The organism is Sporolituus thermophilus DSM 23256 (assembly GCF_900102435.1).
Classification (GTDB): Bacteria; Bacillota; Negativicutes; order Sporomusales; family Thermosinaceae; genus Thermosinus; species Thermosinus thermophilus.
In genome coordinates this window covers 55,919-73,732 of sequence record NZ_FNBU01000011.1, presented here as the reverse complement: position 1 = coordinate 73,732, position 17,814 = coordinate 55,919, and the positions used below count along the sequence as shown (strand labels likewise).

Here is a 17,814-nt window from a genome sequence, read left to right as displayed (position 1 = left end):
GTGAACAACACGATGATTGGACAAGGAACAAAACCGCTAATCTGTGTGCCGCTCGTTGGGCGGACTGGGGATGCGGTAATGGCCGAATTGAGCGAAGTTCTGGTAAAAAAACCGGATGTTATTGAATGGCGGGCCGATTTTTTTGGTGATATTAGCCAAAGCGATGAGGTAATTCGTATAGCCAACTGGATCAAAAAGGCGGCAGGCGATATCCCGTTTATTTTTACCGTACGGTCGCGGCGGGAAGGTGGTCAGCCAATTACTTTAAATGACCACGATATTCTTGAACTTCTCATAAATATTTGCCAAAATACCGGGTGGGAATATATCGATTATGAATTAAGCAATCCGCCCGCCTATATTGAATGTCTGCGGACTGTAGCGCTTAAAACCAAGAAAAAAATTATTGGCTCATTCCACGATTTTGAAGGCACGCCGGCAGCGGATATTTTGCTGCAAAAGTTTGCGCAAGCCGTTCAGTACCAACTCGATGTTGCCAAAGTGGCCGTCATGCCCCGCACCCTGGAAGATGTTTTAGCGCTTTTACAGGTAACCCTGGCAGCGAAACGACTTGTTAATATACCGATAATTACCATATCCATGGGACGTTATGGCGTAATAAGCCGCATGATAGGAGGTGTATTTGGGTCGGCGCTCAGTTTTGCGATTGGCGCAAACAGCTCAGCTCCCGGTCAGATCCAAATTGACGATTTACGAACGGTCCTTACCGTGATTGAAAAAGCGATAGGTGCAAGTAATAATTAAAGTAGCTTAAAAATTACGAAAATGCCCTCTTGTGGGGGCATTTTCGCCGTTTAATCCGGAAAATTGCTAAGCGCGTGTCTGGTTTTTCGCGTAAGAGCATGACTCGCGGACAATAAGCTCTGGTTGCAAAATAATGGTCTGTGGCTCGTCAGCTGCGCCCTCAATCTGTGCATGCAAAAGGCGGGCGGCGTGGATACCCATAAGGCGGGGGAAAGAAGACACGGTTGTAAGTTTCGGGCTGAAGATAGTTGCTTCTGGAATATCGTCAAAGCCGACAATTGCCATATCGCGGCCGGGAACGAAGCCCATTTCTTTCATTTGCATCATCGCCCCGATGGCAATCATGTCGTTATAACAAAAGGCGGCAGTGGGTGGTTCGGGTGCGGTTAAAACCTTTTGGATGGCTGCAATGCCGCCTTGGCGGGTAGCCGGTGTTTCCACGACTAAATTATTATCGATCGGCAGGCCGGCAGCATAATGGGCTTGATCGTATCCGCGTTTACGCTCTTGCCATGAAGAAAGCTGGGAAAATCCACCTAAAAAGGCAATGCGGCGGTGTCCTTTGCGAATAAGATGTTCAGCGGCAATTTGACCGCCGCGGACGTTATCGATCCCGACATAGTCGCAGCTTACATTGGCAATTTTTCGGCCGACTAAAACAACGGGTATGCCCAATTTTATAATTTGATTAACACCTTCACTGGAGCTGCCGGGCACAGCCGATAAAATAATGCCGCCGACCCGGTGTTCCAGCATGGTTGAAAGCAGTCGTTCCTGTATGGCGTGCGAATCAAAGGTTGTACCTAAAATGACGGTGTAACCGAATTTATCAAGTTCCTGGTGAATGCCAACCAGTAATTCGGAATAAAACGGGTTTGCCAGCTCCATAATGATTAATCCTACGGTCGATGATGCATTGGATCGCAAATTGGCTGCAATCCGGTCATAGACATAGCCTAATTGTTGCATAGCTGCCAAAACTTTTTGGCGGGTTGCTTCCGAAATATTGGGACTGCCGCGCAGGACCAGCGAGGCTGTTGCGCGCGAAACGCCGGCATGGGCGGCGACATCTTGTAATGTTACGTGACTGCGTTTTTTGCTTGTCTTCATATAACCACCTGCATTTTGGTAGCTTTGCTGATTAAAAAGAAAAAATACTAGGGCTATTATATGTTGTCGGCTAGCTGCTGTCAATTATATACAAAACAAAAACGCCAAGCAATTGTGACAGTTTTAACTTAATGTTATTTTTAAAATATACCAAAATTTATATTGACAGCCTTGACTGGGCGGGAATAAAATCATATTAGATCGATCTAATAAATCGATCTAATATGATTGTCGCATTTTTACAAAAAGTTTTAAAGGTTATTACGGCCGTAATGAAAAAACTTTGTTAAGAAAGGAGTTAGCGCTGATAGCTACACAAGTACTCAACAAACTGCAATAAAAGTCAAACACTATGAGTAGCAAAGAAGGTGAGTAACACGCTTGAGCTATATTTAAAGCGGCCTAATGAGTTAGAGTTGCGGACAGCAGAGATGGCTTCACGCCTAAAGGATAACGAAGTAAAGATAAAAATGATCTATGGGGGAATATGCGGGTCTGATTTGCGGGTATACCAGGGAGCGATAAGCTATGCGCAATATCCAATCCGGCCGGGGCATGAGGCGTTAGGCACGATTATTGAAGCTGGGGCGGCAGTACCTTATGATATTGGAACAAGAGTGGTGGTTTTTCCCAATACTTTTTGCGGGACGTGCGAATTTTGTCTAAATGAAAAAACTAACATTTGTATTAAGAAAAAACCGCTCGGTGTTGCAATTGACGGGGTATTTGCCCAGGAGGTCATACTGGATGCCAAATATGTTTTTCCTGTGCCAGGGAATTTACCTGACGAGCGGGCGATACTGATTGAACCGTTTGCAGTTACAATTCATGCGTTGAAAAAAGCCAGTATACTCCCGGGTACGACAGTAGCAATTGTCGGGTGTGGGACAGAGGGGCTGTTAGCCGTCGCCCTAGCCCTTCATTTAGGCGCCAAAGTTACGGCTATTGATGTGAATCCCGTAAAATTAGAAATTGCGAAAGCGCTTGGGGCGGTAACGGCTTTAATGCCGCAAGCTGTCAATGGCGAACTGTTTGACGTGGTTGTAGAAGCTGCCGGCGTAAAGGCGGCTATCCAGCAAGCAATGCAGATCGTCAAACCTGGTGGCACAATGATTGCGTTAGGGATAACCGGCGAACCGGTAAACATGAGTCCGATCCATATTGTGCGCAATGAAATATCAATATTAGGGACGATAATTTATACATTGAAAGATTTTGCCGACGCGATTGAATATTTAAGTTGTCCTTCCTTATTTGTCGAGCCGGTTATTTCCAAAGTCGTTCCGCTAGCAGATTATCAAGCTGCATATGCTCAGGCGCTATCCGGAAATTATGCCAAAATTTTGTTAGCGTTTGCGCGCTGATAACCAAGATAACCCTGCGAAAGGGGGCTGATGGCGATAGTGGTGTGGTTGATTTAGGGTAAAGAGAACAGAAAGTTTGGTTTAAGCCTATTATGAGAGGGGAGAACGTGGATGAAAAGATACCTGAGCTTAATTAGTCTGCTGGTGGCCTGTTTATTATTTATTTCCGGCTGCTCGTCTGAGTCTAATTCGGGGAACAAAAGTGCCGGGACGAAAGTCATGAAACTGGGAATTGTTACGAATAAAGACCGTTCGCTCACGAAAGGCCTTTACAAGTTTGGGGAAATTGTTGAAAAAGAAACCGGAGGCACAATAAAAGTAGAAGTATTTTCCGATGGTGTGCTGGGTGGTGACCGGCAGGTAATTGAAGCCCTGCAGATGGGTACCGTCCATGGAACGGCGGTATCGACCGGGGTTATTGCTGCTTTTGCTCCCCGGATGGATGTATTCGACCTTCCGTTCTTATTTAAGGATAAGGCAACTGCCTATAAGGTTTTTGACGGGCCGATCGGTCAGGAATTATTGCAGGATTTGCCTAAAGCCGGACTTATCGGGCTGGCATATTGGGAAAATGGTTTCCGGCATCTTACCAACAATAAGCGTGAGGTTAAAACCGCGGATGATATTAAAGGTCTAAAGATACGGACATTGGAAAGCAAAGTACATGTTGAAACCTGGCGGTTGCTCGGAGCCAACCCGACGCCGATAGCCTTCTCCCAGTTGTACAGCGCCCTGGAACAGGGAGTTGTCGATGGGCAGGAGAACCCTTACGGTAACGTAGTTGCCAGTCAATTTTACGAAGTGCAAAAATATTTGACGAATACCGGCCATATCTATAATGCCAATGTATTTATGGTAAGCAAGGTTTTCTGGGATTCGCTTACCGATAAAGAACGGGAGATTATCAAAAAAGCGGCAATTGAGGCTCGTGATTATCAACGGAAACTAAATGATGAGGAAGACAAGAGCAGTATTGCTTATCTTAAAGAAAAAGGCATGAAGATAAGCGATTTGAACCCGGGTGAACAAGAAAAAATCAAGCAAATGTTGCAGCCGCTGTATAAACAGGTGGCGGCGTCAATCGGCGGCGACCTGGTTGACAGGTTGATAGCGGCGACGAAACAGTAAGGCGGTATTTAAAAAGCAAATTGTTGTTGGCTTCTTAGGGAGGCTTAGCCTCCTTAAGAAGCCGGCCCTAACTTGTAAATCTGCCGGTGGAGGACGTTAACCGCATGAAGAAAATAGCGAAATTTGAGGCGGCAGTCAACGGTATCATGGCAGTACTCCTGGCGCTTATGGGGATTTTTATCTTTACCAACGTTGTGCTGCGTTACTTTTTCAATTCCGGTATAACGTGGGCAGAAGAATTATCCAGGTTTTTATTTGTCTGGCTTGTGTTCATGGGCGCAATTGGCGCGCTGAAAGACAACAATCACCTTGGATTTACTTCTTTGGTGCAAAAGCTGTCGCCGGCCCTGAAAAAACTTTGTTTTTTTGTCAGCAATATCCTGGTGGTTGGCTGTCTGTGGGTATTGTTTGAAGGCAGTTTAAAAATGACAATGCTGACTACCAGAACCCTGTCGCCGGCGACCGGGTTGCCACTCGCCTACATGTATGCTGTTGGCATTCTTACCAGTGTCGGCATGTTTTTGGTCATCTGCTGCCGTATCTATCGGGGACTATTTGTGCAAGGGGCAATTGACGACTTGATTGTCCTGAAAGAATCGGAAGAAGAGATAAATTTAAATCAGGTTAACAAAGGAGAAATAAGCCAATGACGGTGGCAATTTTTCTGTTTTCTATTTGCGGCGCTATGGCGCTCGGCATGCCGATAGCTTTTGCCCTGCTGGTGTGCGGGGTGGCGTTAATGCTGCATCTGGGCATGTTTGATACCCGCATTTTGGCGCAAAACCTGATTATCGGGGCAGACAATTTTGCATTGATGGCTATCCCGTTTTTTATCCTGGTCGGCGAACTGATGAATGCCGGCGGAATTTCCAAAAAAATAATCAACTTCGGGATCGCCCTGGTTGGCCATATTCGCGGCGGATTAGGCTATGTGGCAATCATTACGGCCTTTATTTTCGCTGGCCTGTCCGGATCGGCGGTTGCCGACACGGCGGCGTTGGCGGCCATCATGGTTCCCATGATGGCCGAGGCGGGATATGTCAAAAGCCGTTCGGCAGCATTAATCGGTGCCGGATCGATTGTTGCGCCGATTTTGCCACCAAGCATTCCTTTTATTATCTTTGCATCTATTAGCGGCTTGTCGGTAATGAAACTCTTTATGGCCGGCATAGTGCCTGGAGTGATGGTGGCGGTAAGTTTAGCCGTACTTTGGTGGTATATGGCCCGAAGAATGAACGTTAAAGTATATCCGCGGCGTTCGTTGAAAGAAATTGCGATCGCAATCAAAGATGCCGCCTGGGCGCTTGCCTTGCCATTCATTATTATGATTGGCATTAAATTCGGGATTGTTACGCCCACCGAAGCGTCGGTCGTAGCCGTATTTTACACGTTGTTTCTCTGTTTCGTTGTTTATCGGTCAATCACCATTCGGGACTTGTATCATATTCTCATATCGGCGGCTAAAACGACCAGTGTTATTATGTTTCTCATTGCGGCGGCAATGGTGTCTTCCTGGCTAATCGCCATTGCCAATATTCCGGCGATGGTTACAAGCTGGCTGGCGCCGTATATGGGTAATCAAGTATTGCTGCTGGTCGCGATTAATATTCTGGTATTTATTGTAGGAACGGCAATGGATCTGACGCCGACAGTGTTGATATTAACACCGGTATTGATGCCGATCATCAAAAAAGCGGGGATTGACCCGATTTACTTCGGGGTAGTGTTTATTTTAAACAACGCCATCGGCCTGCTTACCCCGCCGGTCGGCACGGTGCTTAACGCCGCGTGTGGTGCCGGCAAGGTGCTAATGGATGACCTAATGAAGGATATTATGCCATTCTTGCTGATCGAAACGGTGGTACTAATTTTGTTAATTTTGTTCCCCCAAATTGTTTTGGTACCGCTTAAATGGATGGGCGTTTAGTAGTTGCTGCTTTTACCGATTTTTATGTATGGCGGCATAACGGCTTGTTATGGGCGCCATACTTTTAGCCGACTTGTTAGATCGATCTAACAAGATATAGCTGAAAAACGAAAATGAGGTGTAACCTGCCAATGGACATAGGGACAAAAACACTACCGTGGCCTTCGCGTGTTATTGTATGCGAAGTAGGGCCGCGGGACGGCCTGCAAAACGAAAAGGCTATGTTGACAACTGAACAAAAAGTCGAACTCATTGAACGAGTTGTTCAGGCGGGGGCCAAGATTATAGAAATCGGTTCATTTGTCCATCCCCAAGCAGTGCCGCAAATGGCGGATACAGATGAGGTAGCTAAGCGCATCAAACGGGTAGACGGGGTGGAGTACCGCGCCTTGGTGCTAAACTTGCGCGGTATTGAGCGGGCCGAAGCGGCGGGAATTAAGAAAGTAAAACTAACCGTATCGGCCAGCCGGGCGCATTCGCTGGCCAATAGTAAACGTACCCCGGAAGAAGTGGTGCGTAGTTTTAGTGAGTGCGCGGAGTACGCCGCTCGGCATGGTCTTGAGCTTTCCGGTGCGATCGCTACCTCGTTTGGGTGTTCGTTGCAGGGAAATGTTCCGCTAGAACAGGTTTTCTCTGTCATTGCCTGCTTCCGCGAAATCGGCGTTAAAGAACTGTCGCTGTCGGATTCCACCGGCATGGCCAATCCCCGGCAGGTATATGAGTATTGTACGAAAGTCAGGGCAGCGTTTCCTAAGGTAACATGGGTGCTGCATTTTCATAATACCCGCGGCATGGGGCTGGCGAATGTAATGGCCGGCATGCTGGCCGGCATTGTGCACTTTGACGCCAGTTTTGCCGGCATCGGCGGTTGTCCGTTTGCGCCAGGGGCGACGGGCAATATTGCCACCGAGGATCTCATTCACATGTGCCACGAAATGGGCATCGCGACCGGGTATGACCTTGATGCAATGTTGGCTGTTGCCCGCTCAGTCCGCGAAATGATCGGGCATGATACTGCCAGCTTTCTGCTTAAGGCTGGCAAATGCAGCGATATTGTTAATGCAAAGTCAGATAATCACTAGCAATTACGGTCAAACGTGTGCCACCGGCCACTCTCGCAATGAACAGGGAAGCCTTGCGCCTCGGCTATGAGGCAATCTAAGGAAAAAAACGCCGTGTTGTTAGGCGCATCAAACAGTAAATAAAGCAAACAAGGAGGTTCAAGATGAAGGACTTAGTTGCTAATCAACTAGTTAAATATCTTGAAAGAAGAGGTGTCAAGCATATCTTCGGCCTATGCGGACACACGAACATCGCCGTTTTGGCCGCTTTATCCAAAAGCGACAAAATCCGGTTTATAAATGTGCGGCACGAACAAATCGCCGCCCATGCCGCCGACGGCTATGCCCGTGTCACCAAAAAAGCATCCGTCGTGCTAAGCCACCTGGGACCGGGGCTGACCAATGCGGCCACCGGGGTCGCCAATGCCGCCCTTGACTCCATTCCCATGGTGGTCATTGCCGGCGACGTTCCCAGCCACTACTATGGCAAACATCCCCATCAGGAAGTCAACTTACACGCCGACGCGTCCCAGTGGGAAATTTATCGCCCCTTTGTTAAACGCGCCTGGCGGGTAGAACGGGCCGAACTGTTTCCGGAAATCCTCGAAAAAGCCTTTGCATTGGCGGAGGCCGGTCGCCCCGGTCCGGTTCTGGTCGACGTGCCGATGGACATATTTTCCAAGGAAGTGGACGTTGCCTTGTTTGAGCGGCTCGACCACAATGCCAAAACCATTCATAAGCCGTCGCTGGACGAAGAACTTGCCGTCAAAATCGTTAAAACTTTAGCCGCGGCGAAAAACCCCGTCATCTATGCCGGCGGTGGCGTATTGTTAGCCGATGCGGCCACAGAATTAAGGGAATTCGTTGACCATATGGGCATCCCGGTCGCCCACTCGCTGATGGGCAAAGGCGCCCTGCCGGACGACCACCCGCTCACCCTTGGCATGACCGGCTTCTGGGGTACCAAATTCATCAACGACAAATGCCGGCAGGCCGACTACGTCCTCGGGCTGGGCACCAGCTTCAAAGAAGCGGACTGCAGCTCCTGGTATCCCGAATATACCTTCAGCTTTCCACCGAGTAAACTCATCCACATCGACATCGACCCAAGCGAAATTGGCCGCAACTTCCCGGTCGAAATCGGGGCCGTGGCCGACTTAAAACAGGCGCTGACCGTCTTAACTCGCGTGGCCAAGAAACTTTATCCTGAAGCCAGACAAAACGAAGCCTTAAAACAAGCAATCGCTGAATATCGCAAAGAATTCAAGGCAAGCAACCAAGCGCTGGAAGAAAGCGACGACTTTCCCATGACGCCGCAGCGGATCCTGGCCGATGTGCGCGACGTGCTGCCGCGCAACGCCATCATCACCACCGATGTTGGCTGGAACAAAAACGGCGTGGGCCAACAATTCCCCATCTATGAACCGGGCAGCATCCTGACACCCGGCGGATACGCCACTATGGGCTTTGGCGCGGCGGCCGCGCTCGGCGCGAAGATTGCCGCTCCCGACCGGGTTGTCGTCTCCCTGATCGGCGACGGCGGCTTTGGCCAAAACCCGGCTGTCTTGGCAACCGCCGCCTGCGAAAATATTCCGATTGTTATCGTTATCATGAATAACCGGGCGTTCGGCACCATTGCCGGCTTGGAAAAAGCGCACTATGACACTACGTTTGGCACCTTGTTCGAAAAAGACGGCCAGCCATATTCACCCGACTATGCCGCCATTGCCAAAGCCTATGGCGTCGAAGGCATAAAAATCCAGGCAGCCGCCGAATTCAAACCGGCGCTGAAGCGGGCGATCGAAGCCAACCAACCGGTCGTTATCGACGTAACCATGCTCAACAACCCGGTGCCGACCGCCGGTCACTGGAACATCATGGACATTTACTCACCTGGCAAAAAAGTGCATCATGTCAGCACGAATTAAGGAGTAGCAGCAATGGCCCACCAATTTTCATTGGCATATTTAACGGTGCAAGGCTGCCCGCCGCCGGAGCAGATCGAAATTGCCGCCCGCACCGGCTATGATTTTGTAAGCTTGCGGCCAATTTATATGGGGCTTCCCGGCGAACCAAACTATGCGCTCGCCGAAAACAAGGAATTATTGCGGCAAACTCGCAAAGCATTGGCGGACACAGGCATTAAACTGCTGGATATCGAACTCGCACGCATTCACGACGGCGTTGATGTGAAAAAATATTTGCCGGCCATGGAAGTGGCGGCCGAACTGGGCGGCCGCCACGTACTAAGCAGTATCTGGACGAGTGACCGCGCGCTTTACACCGAAAAATTCGCCGAACTTTGTGATTTGGCCAAACCTTTAGGGCTGACCGTAGAACTGGAGTTTGTGCCCATTGCCAGCGTCAGGACGCTGGCGGGGGCGCTCGACGTTCTCCGTAGTGTTAACCGGGAAAACGCCGGACTGATGATTGATGCCCATCACTTCCATCGCGCCCAGGATAAGCCGGAAGAACTGGATGCGGTGCCGCGCACCTGGTTTCACTTTGTCCATTTGTGCGATGCGCCGGCCCAGATTCCAACCGATCGGGAAGAAATGACGCGCATTTTGCGCGAGGCGCGCCTGTATTGCGGCGAAGGGGGCATTGATATCGCCGCCATCGTTAGCCGGATACCGGCAGTGCCGTTTTCGATCGAACTGCCTAATCTGGCGCGCGTCAAGGAACTTGGCTATGAAGGCCATGCCCGGCGGTGTCTGGAAACGGCCAAGGCATATCTAGCGGCTCATCCACGTCCCCAAGCAATTTGCTGTGCCTAAATTTATGCTGCCTAATTATTAAACAAAGTAAATAAAAGTATCAGGAGGTAATAACAATGGCCAATGACATTGAAAAAGAACTCACGCCCGAACAACTGGAGGAACTAAATACGGCCTTTGAACGGGCCCGCAAAGCGCTGGCCATAATTGAAACATATGACCAGGCTCGTGTTGACCGTCTCTGCCAGGCCGTAGCCTGGGCGGTTGCTAACAAGAAGACCTTTGAGCGCCTGGTAGCCATGGGCATTGAAGAAAGCGGCCTGGGCGATCCGGTCAGCCGGATGAACAAGCGTTTTAAAATCCGTGGCGTGCTGCGCGACGCGTTGCGGCAAAAAAGCGTGGGCATTATCGAAGAAATCCCCGAAAAAGGCATCGTCAAGTACGCCAAGCCGGTGGGCATCATCGCTTCAATCGTTCCGACCACCAACCCCGACCTGACGCCGGCCGGAACGGCGATTTATGCCATCAAGGCGCGGGACGTGGTGATTTTCTCGCCCCATCCCCGTTCGAAAAACACGACGTTCGAGACGGTGCGCCTGATGCGCGAAGCCCTGGAGCGGGAAGGGGCGCCGGCCGACATCCTGCAGTGCCTGACCAGGGTAAACATTCCTATGTCCAAAGCCTTGATGGCCCGTGCCGATCTGGTGCTCGCCACCGGCGGCAAAGACATGGTCAAGGCGGCGTATAGCTCCGGCACGCCGGCCTATGGCGTCGGCGCCGGCAATGCGACCATGATTATCGACGAAACGGCCGATGTCGTAGAAGCCGCCCACAACACCATGCTGAGCAAGACGTCCGACTTTGGTTCGGGCTGCTCGGCCGACGGCAACCTTATCATTCATGAAAGCATTTTCGACAAAATGCTGGAGCAACTGCAAAAAGAAGGCGGCTATTTGGCCAACGAAGAAGAAAAAGCCAAGCTGCGCGCGGTCATGTGGGACGAGCAGGGCCGCCGCAATCCCAAGACAGTGGCGCTGTCCGCGCCGAAAATGGCGGAGGCCGCCGGTTTTAGCATTCCCGCCGACCGCAAGTTCATCATCGTGATGGGTGACGGGATCGGCAAAGAATATCCCTTCTCGGGCGAGAAACTGACCACCGTGCTGGCGGTATATAAATATGAAGGCGAGTTTGAAAACGCCCTCAACATGATGCGGGCGATTTACGAAGTAGGCGGGAAGGGTCATTCGTGCGGCATTTACTCCTTCAACGACGATCATATTCACCGTCTGGCCCTGGCCGCACCGGTCAGCCGGATCATGGTGCGCCAGCCGCAGTCGCGAGCCAACGCCGGTTCCTTTACCAATGGCATGCCCATGACATCCAGCCTGGGCTGCGGTACTTGGGGCGGCAATATTACCTCCGAGAACGTGCATCTCAAGCACTACATGAATACCACCTGGGTATCGCGCCCCATTCCGGAGGACAGACCGTCCGATGAGGAACTTTTCGGCGACTTCTACGATCCGGAATTAGAAAAATAAAATAGCCGATGCGATTTCTGCTCCGTGCCAACGGAGCAGAATTTTTATCGGCCGTATTGCAAGCTGCGGCTGGCGGCGGTATTGTTGTAAGGGAAGCGGCCGTTGCGCAAGTGAGGAGCGGACAGGACCTGACGTTGTGATAGCCGCCGCGATCGAAAAAACCTATGGCGAGCTGGAGGCCGCCCGCTATCTGTGGGCGTTGGCACCGGCCTGACCGCGCGGCGCAGTTTGTTCATTTAAAGCATGTTAAGTCGTCTAGCGGCAGACGGCCGCGCACAAGGGGGAATTGGGTGAACTGGCGCAAGAATCTGTGGACACTCTGGGTGGGTTGTATTATATCCGGCTCGTGCTATACCATGCTATTGCCGTTTTTGCCCCTCTATCTTTATGACCTAGGTACCCCGGCGGCCACCATCAGCTTATGGTCGGGCCTGATTTTTGCGGCGACTTTTTTCGTCAGCACCATCATGTCCCCATTTTGGGGCCGGCAAGCCGACAAGGCGGGTAAAAAGCTCATGCTGCTTCGCGCTGGTTTCAGTCTGGCGACGGTGTATTTGTTGGGAGCGTTCGTCACCTCGCCGCTGCAGCTTTTCGGGGTAAGGTTACTGCAGGGGTTTGCCACCGGGTTTGTCCCGGCGGCACTGGCCATTGTGTCGGCATCGGTGCCGGAAGAAAAAATGGGCTTTAGTTTGGGGCTGATGCAGGCCGCGACTTTAACGGGATCCATCATTGGGCCGCTGTTTGGCGGCCTGTTGGCCCACTATTTCGGGATCCGCATGTCGTTTGTGGTCGCGGCGGCGGCAATGCTGTTCGGGACGATGGCGGTGGGGCTGCTGGTGAAGGAGCCGGCGCGGTCGGGAGAAGTCCAGAGCGGCAGTATGGTCAATGATATAAAAATCTCCCTGAACAATCGGGGGTTATGTATCGCCCTTTTCCTCATGCTGATTACCCAGATGGTGGTTATGCTGCTGCAACCGTTGATTACCCTGCACGTGGCGGCGCTCCAGGGTCGGATGGAAGGTGCGGTCTTAACGTCAGGCGTTATTTTCAGCCTGGCCGGGATTGCCGGGGCCATTGCCGCGCCGCTTTGGGGTAGGGTCGGGCAGAAGGTAGGTTTGGGTAAGATCCTAGTTGTTGTGTTTACGGGTGCCGGTATTTTTAACGGCAGCTTGTTTTTTACCGAAACTATTTGGGGTTTTGCCCTTTTACAGTTTCTGTTCGGCTTGTTTATTGCCGGCATCCAGCCCACGGCCAATACCATGGCCGTGTTTAACAGCGACGCCGCCTTTCGCGGGCGCGCCTTCGGCCTGATGATGAGCGCAAGCCAGCTTGGGTCGATGCTTGGGCCGCTCCTGGGAGGTATCATTAGTACCTGGATAGGCATTAAGCTAACGTTTTTATATGCGGGCTTGTTTTTGATTTCAATGGGGATTTTATTATGGAGTCGTTATAATTGGGGCAATATTAGAGTTTCTGCTAGACAGAGCTCATCAATGTAGTTGGTCGAAAATATTGTTGGATCTGCTGGCTTAGGTATGGCAGAAGACATCCCTGCTTACTATGGCTGTTTTGTCGATCGTCAGCAGTTCGGTTTTATCGCTGACTGTCATACACGGTGTGTCCGCGACCCGGTGCCTGGCTGAGCTTCGCCATAAACTCGGCCGGGGGCGGAAGCTGTTCGACCGCCCACCACGGGTCGTGCAGAGTAAGCTCGCCCAGTGAGTAAGTGCCGGTGGCTACGGCAATGGTGCGGGCGCCGATCGCTTTGCCGCAGCGGATGTCATTGGGCGTATCGCCGATGACGAAAATCCGGTCAGCGTGGGCGCTGTAGCGGCGTTGTGCCGCTGCCAATGCTTCTGCTGCCAGCTCGCAGCGGTCGGGGCAATTATCGCCGAACCCACTGGCCTCAAAGTCAAAGTACTCGGCAATGCCGTAGTGGGTCAACTTGGCTTTGGCGCCGGCGCGGGTGTTGCCGGTTAAGAGCAGCGACACATGCGAACAATCACCGGCAAGGTTGGCGAGGATATCGGCCACCGCCGGCATCAGCCGGCCTTGGCGAATCGCCAAATATTCGGGCAGAAGCTGTTCGTAGCGGGCAATAAGGGCCCGGACTTCGTCGGCGGTCGCCGGTCGGCCGGTGACGCGGGCGATAATTTGGCCGGCGATATAGCAGTCGGTCATTCCGGCCGTCTCGAGGCTGTTTAGGTCGGCGGCGACGCCGAACAAGTCGCAAGTAGCCTGAGCAAAGGCATACAGCCCGGCGCGGCCAGTCTTCATTAAAGTGCCGTCAATATCCCAAAAGAGGATGGTCAAGGTTATTCTCCTTTGAAATTTTTCTGTAAAAAATTCCCGGTTGCTAAGCGAAAAACCTGCCTGCAAGCCTAATATTCACAGGGGAAACTTGAGGATAAGTTGGTTTTTGAATACGCGGTGTGATCCAGCAAGATAAAACAGGCCCAGGTATACCTTATTTTGGGTATCCCGGGCCTCTTTTTATCGGTTGTCTCCTTAGGGGGATGGCCGCTTTTGCCGCTACCCTTTCGGTATATTTTCCGGCTATGTGATGTGGCACCCGCTTGCCAATAAGCTAAAAGAGCGTCCGCACGGTGCCGCACGCTGCCGAGGACTCGCCCCAAATGCCGCTTTTGCCTAAGACGCCGGCAGTGGTATCTGGTATGGCCGGGGACCAACGAGCTGGCATATATGATCGAGACGGTTCAGCGCTATCTGCCGGATGGCAGTAAAAGGTGAAAGGAGAATATTGGGATGGTGAAAACAAGCCAAGGCTATGGACTAAATCACAGCCTTGGCTTGTTTATTACTTTGCTTTATTTTTCTGCTCCTGATAAAACCGATATGTGAGCGGCGCTAGTTTGCTCGCGACCTGGCCGGCGACCACGTCGGCGACGAACAGGGTATGGGTGCCGACATCCACCGTTTTGTCGGGCAAAACTTTGGCCTCAATATAGGCCGCACAGTCTTGCAGGATCGGGCAGCCCAAGCGGCCGAGCAAATAGGGAATGCTGGCGAATTTGTCGGTAGTTCTTCCCGATTGATAGCCAAAATGCCGGATCATATCGATTTGGTCTTCCCGTAAAACCGATATGGCCAGTACGCCTGAGGCCATAACATATTCGTGGGTGAGGTTGCGCTTGTTTAAGCAAACGGCGATGCGGCATGGATCTATGGTCAGCTGCGCTACCGTGTTGGCGCACTGTCCGTTTATTTTATTATCCTTAACGGAAGAAACAATATACAGTCCGTAACTGATGGTCTCTAACGCGCTGCGGATAGTGGCGTCATTAGAATTGGCCAGACTTTCCCGGGTCAGGCCTGCTATTTCGTCGCTCAGCAATACAAATTTTTCTTTGCCTACGCCGCACAGCGGGCATACGTCCGGCGGGGCGTCGCCGACATGGATATAATCACATACGATGCACTTCCAGCGTTTGGCGGTCTTAGCCGGGGCGGGTTTCTCCGGGGTATCTGCCAGCAAACGAAATTGTTCCGGTCCTACACCGCAAACCGGACAGCTGTCAGGAGGCTGCTCGCCTTCGTGGATATAGCCGCACACATTGCATACCCATTTTTTCATCATATTCACCTTGTTAGGCCCAGGCATCAATCATTTCGCGCAGCTTCAGGATGTGCTTCTTTTCTTCTGCCTTCAGTGTTGTAAAAACATTTTTCGCTTCGTCAAACTTGGCATTTGCTGCCAGCTCGTCATAAAACAGCACGGAGTCTTTTTCCGCCTGGAGGGCAGTGGCTAAAATCGCTTCGATCGTCGTCAGCTGCGCGATTTTTTCGTGCATTTTTTCCGTCGGCGGGAAAACATGTCCTTCCGCCAAAACGGTAAGGTAACGGGAAGTGTCGGCGTCAAACAAATAGTCGCCGCTTTGCGCTTCTTTGCGGGCTTGAATCGTTTCAAACAACTTGGCAAATGTCGCGTAATGATGCTTTTCTTCGGTCATCAGAAACATAAATAATTCTTTGTGCTCTGGCTTTACCGCCCACTCATAAGCCTGGCGATAAAATTCCCGGCCGCGATCTTCAATTTCCATGGCAATCCGCAGGCCCTCGAGGTCGCTGAACAGATTTTGGTTCATCGAATATGCCCCCCCTTATTAATTTCAGTAAAAGCCTGACGCGGTGGCTGTATGATAATTGCGAGTTGTTGAATTATTCGTAATCTACCCGCTAAACTCCTGCTACTGCGCATTTTTTTAAAGCCTTATGCGAAGCTGTCTGGCGCGTAACTTAGCTCAAAGTACTAGCGCTTAAAAGACGGCGAGGGTGATTAATGCAATTATCAGGCGCCAAGTGCGGATGTTGCAAGTGTTGGCAGAAAACAATTTACAATAAAGGCTTGACAATCAGCGCTGCCGTTATTATAATTTTAACATGATGTGCCAAAAATTTAATACATTTGTCCATATGAAGTTTACGGAAGAGTATTAGGGGTAATGTTTGCTTACTTGACCGTAAATGGATGGACCTCTGGAGAGTCCCTTTCAATAGGGCGCCGAAGGTGCAAGTCGGGATGCAAATAGACCGATGAAACTCTCAGGCAAAAGGACAGAGTGGTTAGTTTTACTGCATGCAATTTTATTTCGCAGTATTGCTATCTTTGGTCATGCTTGAGAGTCAAATCTAATGATTTGGCTCTTTTGTTTTATCGGTAAAATGGCGCCGGGTGCTTTACTTGGGCTGCTGGCTTGGGTACAGCTTCATAGGTTTCAAGGCACATTAAAAAATTTAAATTCACATGCGTAAAGGAAAGGAGAAGTGTCTGATGAAAAAAGCAGGGTTTACCCGAGTAGCGGTATTGCTGGCGGTGGTTTGGCTGACAGTTACTCTGGCAGGTTGCGGTGGCAATCCGGCTGCTAAGGACATTAAGATTGGTCTGCTTAATGAAATGACCGGCGGCAATGCGACTTTTGGCACTTCGGCGGCAAATGGCGCCAAGCTGGCCATTAAGGAGGCAAATGCCAAAGGCGGAGTACTAGGCAAACAAATTCAGGCCGTTATCGCAGATAATAAAAGTGAACCGGCGGAAGCGGCAAATGCTATGACCAAACTTGCAACCCAGGATAAAGTTGTGGCCGTAACCGGCGTGTTTGCCAGTTCAAATGCGATCGCCGCTTCAAATGTAGCAGAGGCGAACAAGTTGCCGTTTTTAGCGGTAGGCGCTACCAACCCTAAAGTAACCGTGGATGAAAAGACCGGTAAAGTGAAGGACTATACTTTCCGCGTTTGCTTTATCGACCCATTTCAAGGGACAGTTGGTGCAAACTTCGTACTAAATAATTTAAAACTCAAAAAGGCGGCAATATTGGTTGATAATAGCAGCGACTACAGCAAGGGGCTGTCCGCCTTTTTCAAAGATGCCTTTACTAAAGGCGGCGGCAGCGTTGTGGCGGAAGAAGCGTATTTGCAAAAAGACCAAGATTTTAAGACAATCTTGACAAAGGTTAAAGCGCTCAATCCTGAAATTCTTTATGTGCCGGGCTATTATGAAGAAGTCGGCAAAATTGTCAAGCAGGCGCGCGAACTCGGCATTACGGTGCCGATTGTCGGCGGGGATGGTTGGGATTCGCCGAAATTGGTTGAAATTGCCGGTGCCGCGGCGCTTAATAATACCTACTTTACCAATCATTACTCGGTTGAGGATACCAGTCCGGCATCAAAAGCATTTGTCGAAGCCTACCAGAAAGAGTATGGACAAATGCCGGATGCGATGGCTGTACTGGCTTATGACGCGGCCAATTTGTTGATTGATGCGATTAAACGCGCAAATAGCGCCGAGCCGGACAAAATTCGCCAAGCCTTGGCGGCGACCAAAGATTTCCCGGCGATAACGGGGGCAACCACTTTAAATGCTACACATGACGCGGTTAAAAGCGCCGTGATAATTGAAATGAAAGACGGCAAACAAGTCTTTAAAGCGAAAATCAATCCTTAGACAAGGGGAAATTGAGGCCTGAACGCTGGGGCCAATTTTGTTCGTTTTGAACTTAGGCAATGGCTAATTTTCGTCAGCGGCAATATTCCCCACAGCAAACAGGGTGTGCTAATGATGCACACCCTGTTATGCTTTTTAGGGCGTCGCTGATGAATTGCCGCGCCTGGCGCGTGACAGCGGCACTGATCTAAGACCATTGGTACAAGCCATTGCGCCGGCCTAACTATGCGCCATAACCG

At 50.7% G+C, this 17,814-nt stretch carries 15 protein-coding genes and 1 riboswitch; of the genes, 11 read left to right on the top strand and 4 right to left on the bottom strand.

Annotation, left to right across the window (positions count from 1 at the left end; translation table 11 throughout):
• On the top strand, positions 1-765 hold the full coding sequence (aroD, locus tag BLQ99_RS08180; RefSeq protein ID WP_245690370.1) for a type I 3-dehydroquinate dehydratase: 765 nt from the start codon (positions 1-3) through the stop codon (positions 763-765).
• Positions 766-831: 66 nt separating this feature from the next.
• On the opposite strand, the gene BLQ99_RS08175 is transcribed toward aroD, so the two are convergent.
• A complete protein-coding gene (locus BLQ99_RS08175) occupies positions 832-1,875 on the bottom strand; it encodes a LacI family DNA-binding transcriptional regulator (RefSeq protein WP_093689914.1) in 1,044 nt (347 codons plus the stop codon).
• Between the two features lie 368 nt (positions 1,876-2,243).
• Here BLQ99_RS08175 and BLQ99_RS08170 point away from each other — a divergent pair, with 368 nt between their 5' ends.
• From BLQ99_RS08170 to BLQ99_RS08130, 9 genes are all read left to right on the top strand, one after another.
• Positions 2,244-3,239 carry a zinc-dependent alcohol dehydrogenase gene (locus tag BLQ99_RS08170; protein WP_245690368.1) on the top strand — a complete coding sequence of 332 codons (996 nt, stop codon included), beginning with the start codon at positions 2,244-2,246 and terminating at the stop codon, positions 3,237-3,239.
• A 111-nt stretch (positions 3,240-3,350) separates the two neighbouring features.
• Positions 3,351-4,367 carry a TRAP transporter substrate-binding protein gene (locus BLQ99_RS08165; protein WP_093689912.1) on the top strand — a complete coding sequence of 339 codons (1,017 nt, stop codon included), beginning with the start codon at positions 3,351-3,353 and terminating at the stop codon, positions 4,365-4,367.
• Between the two features lie 104 nt (positions 4,368-4,471).
• Positions 4,472-5,017, top strand: a complete 546-nt coding sequence (locus BLQ99_RS08160; protein ID WP_093689910.1) for a TRAP transporter small permease — start codon at positions 4,472-4,474, stop codon at positions 5,015-5,017.
• On the top strand, positions 5,014-6,294 hold the full coding sequence (locus BLQ99_RS08155) for a TRAP transporter large permease subunit (RefSeq protein ID WP_093689908.1): 1,281 nt from the start codon (positions 5,014-5,016) through the stop codon (positions 6,292-6,294). The genes BLQ99_RS08160 and BLQ99_RS08155 overlap by 4 nt, the downstream gene beginning before the upstream one ends.
• A 131-nt stretch (positions 6,295-6,425) precedes the next feature.
• The gene (locus tag BLQ99_RS08150) at positions 6,426-7,376 is read left to right on the top strand and encodes a hydroxymethylglutaryl-CoA lyase (protein ID WP_093689906.1); all 951 of its coding nucleotides are present in this window, start codon (positions 6,426-6,428) and stop codon (positions 7,374-7,376) included.
• A 143-nt stretch (positions 7,377-7,519) separates the two neighbouring features.
• Positions 7,520-9,283: a thiamine pyrophosphate-binding protein gene (locus tag BLQ99_RS08145; protein WP_093689904.1), complete on the top strand. Its 1,764-nt coding sequence runs from the start codon at positions 7,520-7,522 to the stop codon at positions 9,281-9,283.
• A 12-nt stretch (positions 9,284-9,295) separates the two neighbouring features.
• Entirely contained in the window at positions 9,296-10,132 is an 837-nt protein-coding gene (locus BLQ99_RS08140; protein WP_093689902.1) for a sugar phosphate isomerase/epimerase family protein, read from the top strand.
• A gap of 56 nt (positions 10,133-10,188) precedes the next feature.
• Positions 10,189-11,613: an aldehyde dehydrogenase family protein gene (locus BLQ99_RS08135; RefSeq protein WP_216093645.1), complete on the top strand. Its 1,425-nt coding sequence runs from the start codon at positions 10,189-10,191 to the stop codon at positions 11,611-11,613.
• 290 nt (positions 11,614-11,903) lie between these two features.
• Positions 11,904-13,112, top strand: coding sequence for an MFS transporter (locus BLQ99_RS08130; protein ID WP_093689900.1), 1,209 nt, complete (start codon positions 11,904-11,906; stop codon positions 13,110-13,112).
• A gap of 94 nt (positions 13,113-13,206) precedes the next feature.
• Here BLQ99_RS08130 and BLQ99_RS08125 read toward each other — a convergent pair whose 3' ends face one another.
• From BLQ99_RS08125 to BLQ99_RS08115, 3 genes are all read right to left on the bottom strand, one after another.
• Positions 13,207-13,926, bottom strand: coding sequence for a haloacid dehalogenase-like hydrolase (locus tag BLQ99_RS08125; protein ID WP_093689898.1), 720 nt, complete (start codon positions 13,924-13,926; stop codon positions 13,207-13,209).
• A gap of 505 nt (positions 13,927-14,431) precedes the next feature.
• Positions 14,432-15,208: a flavin reductase gene (locus BLQ99_RS08120; protein WP_245690366.1), complete on the bottom strand. Its 777-nt coding sequence runs from the start codon at positions 15,206-15,208 to the stop codon at positions 14,432-14,434.
• Positions 15,209-15,221: 13 nt separating this feature from the next.
• Complete coding sequence (locus BLQ99_RS08115) at positions 15,222-15,719, bottom strand: ferritin-like domain-containing protein (protein ID WP_093689894.1); 498 nt, start codon at positions 15,717-15,719, stop codon at positions 15,222-15,224.
• Positions 15,720-16,100: 381 nt separating this feature from the next.
• A riboswitch (glycine riboswitch) is annotated at positions 16,101-16,202 on the top strand.
• A 203-nt stretch (positions 16,203-16,405) separates the two neighbouring features.
• On the opposite strand from BLQ99_RS08115, the gene BLQ99_RS08110 reads away from it, so the two are divergent.
• A complete protein-coding gene (locus BLQ99_RS08110; protein ID WP_093689892.1) occupies positions 16,406-17,575 on the top strand; it encodes an ABC transporter substrate-binding protein in 1,170 nt (389 codons plus the stop codon).
• Positions 17,576-17,814: the final 239 nt, after the last annotated feature.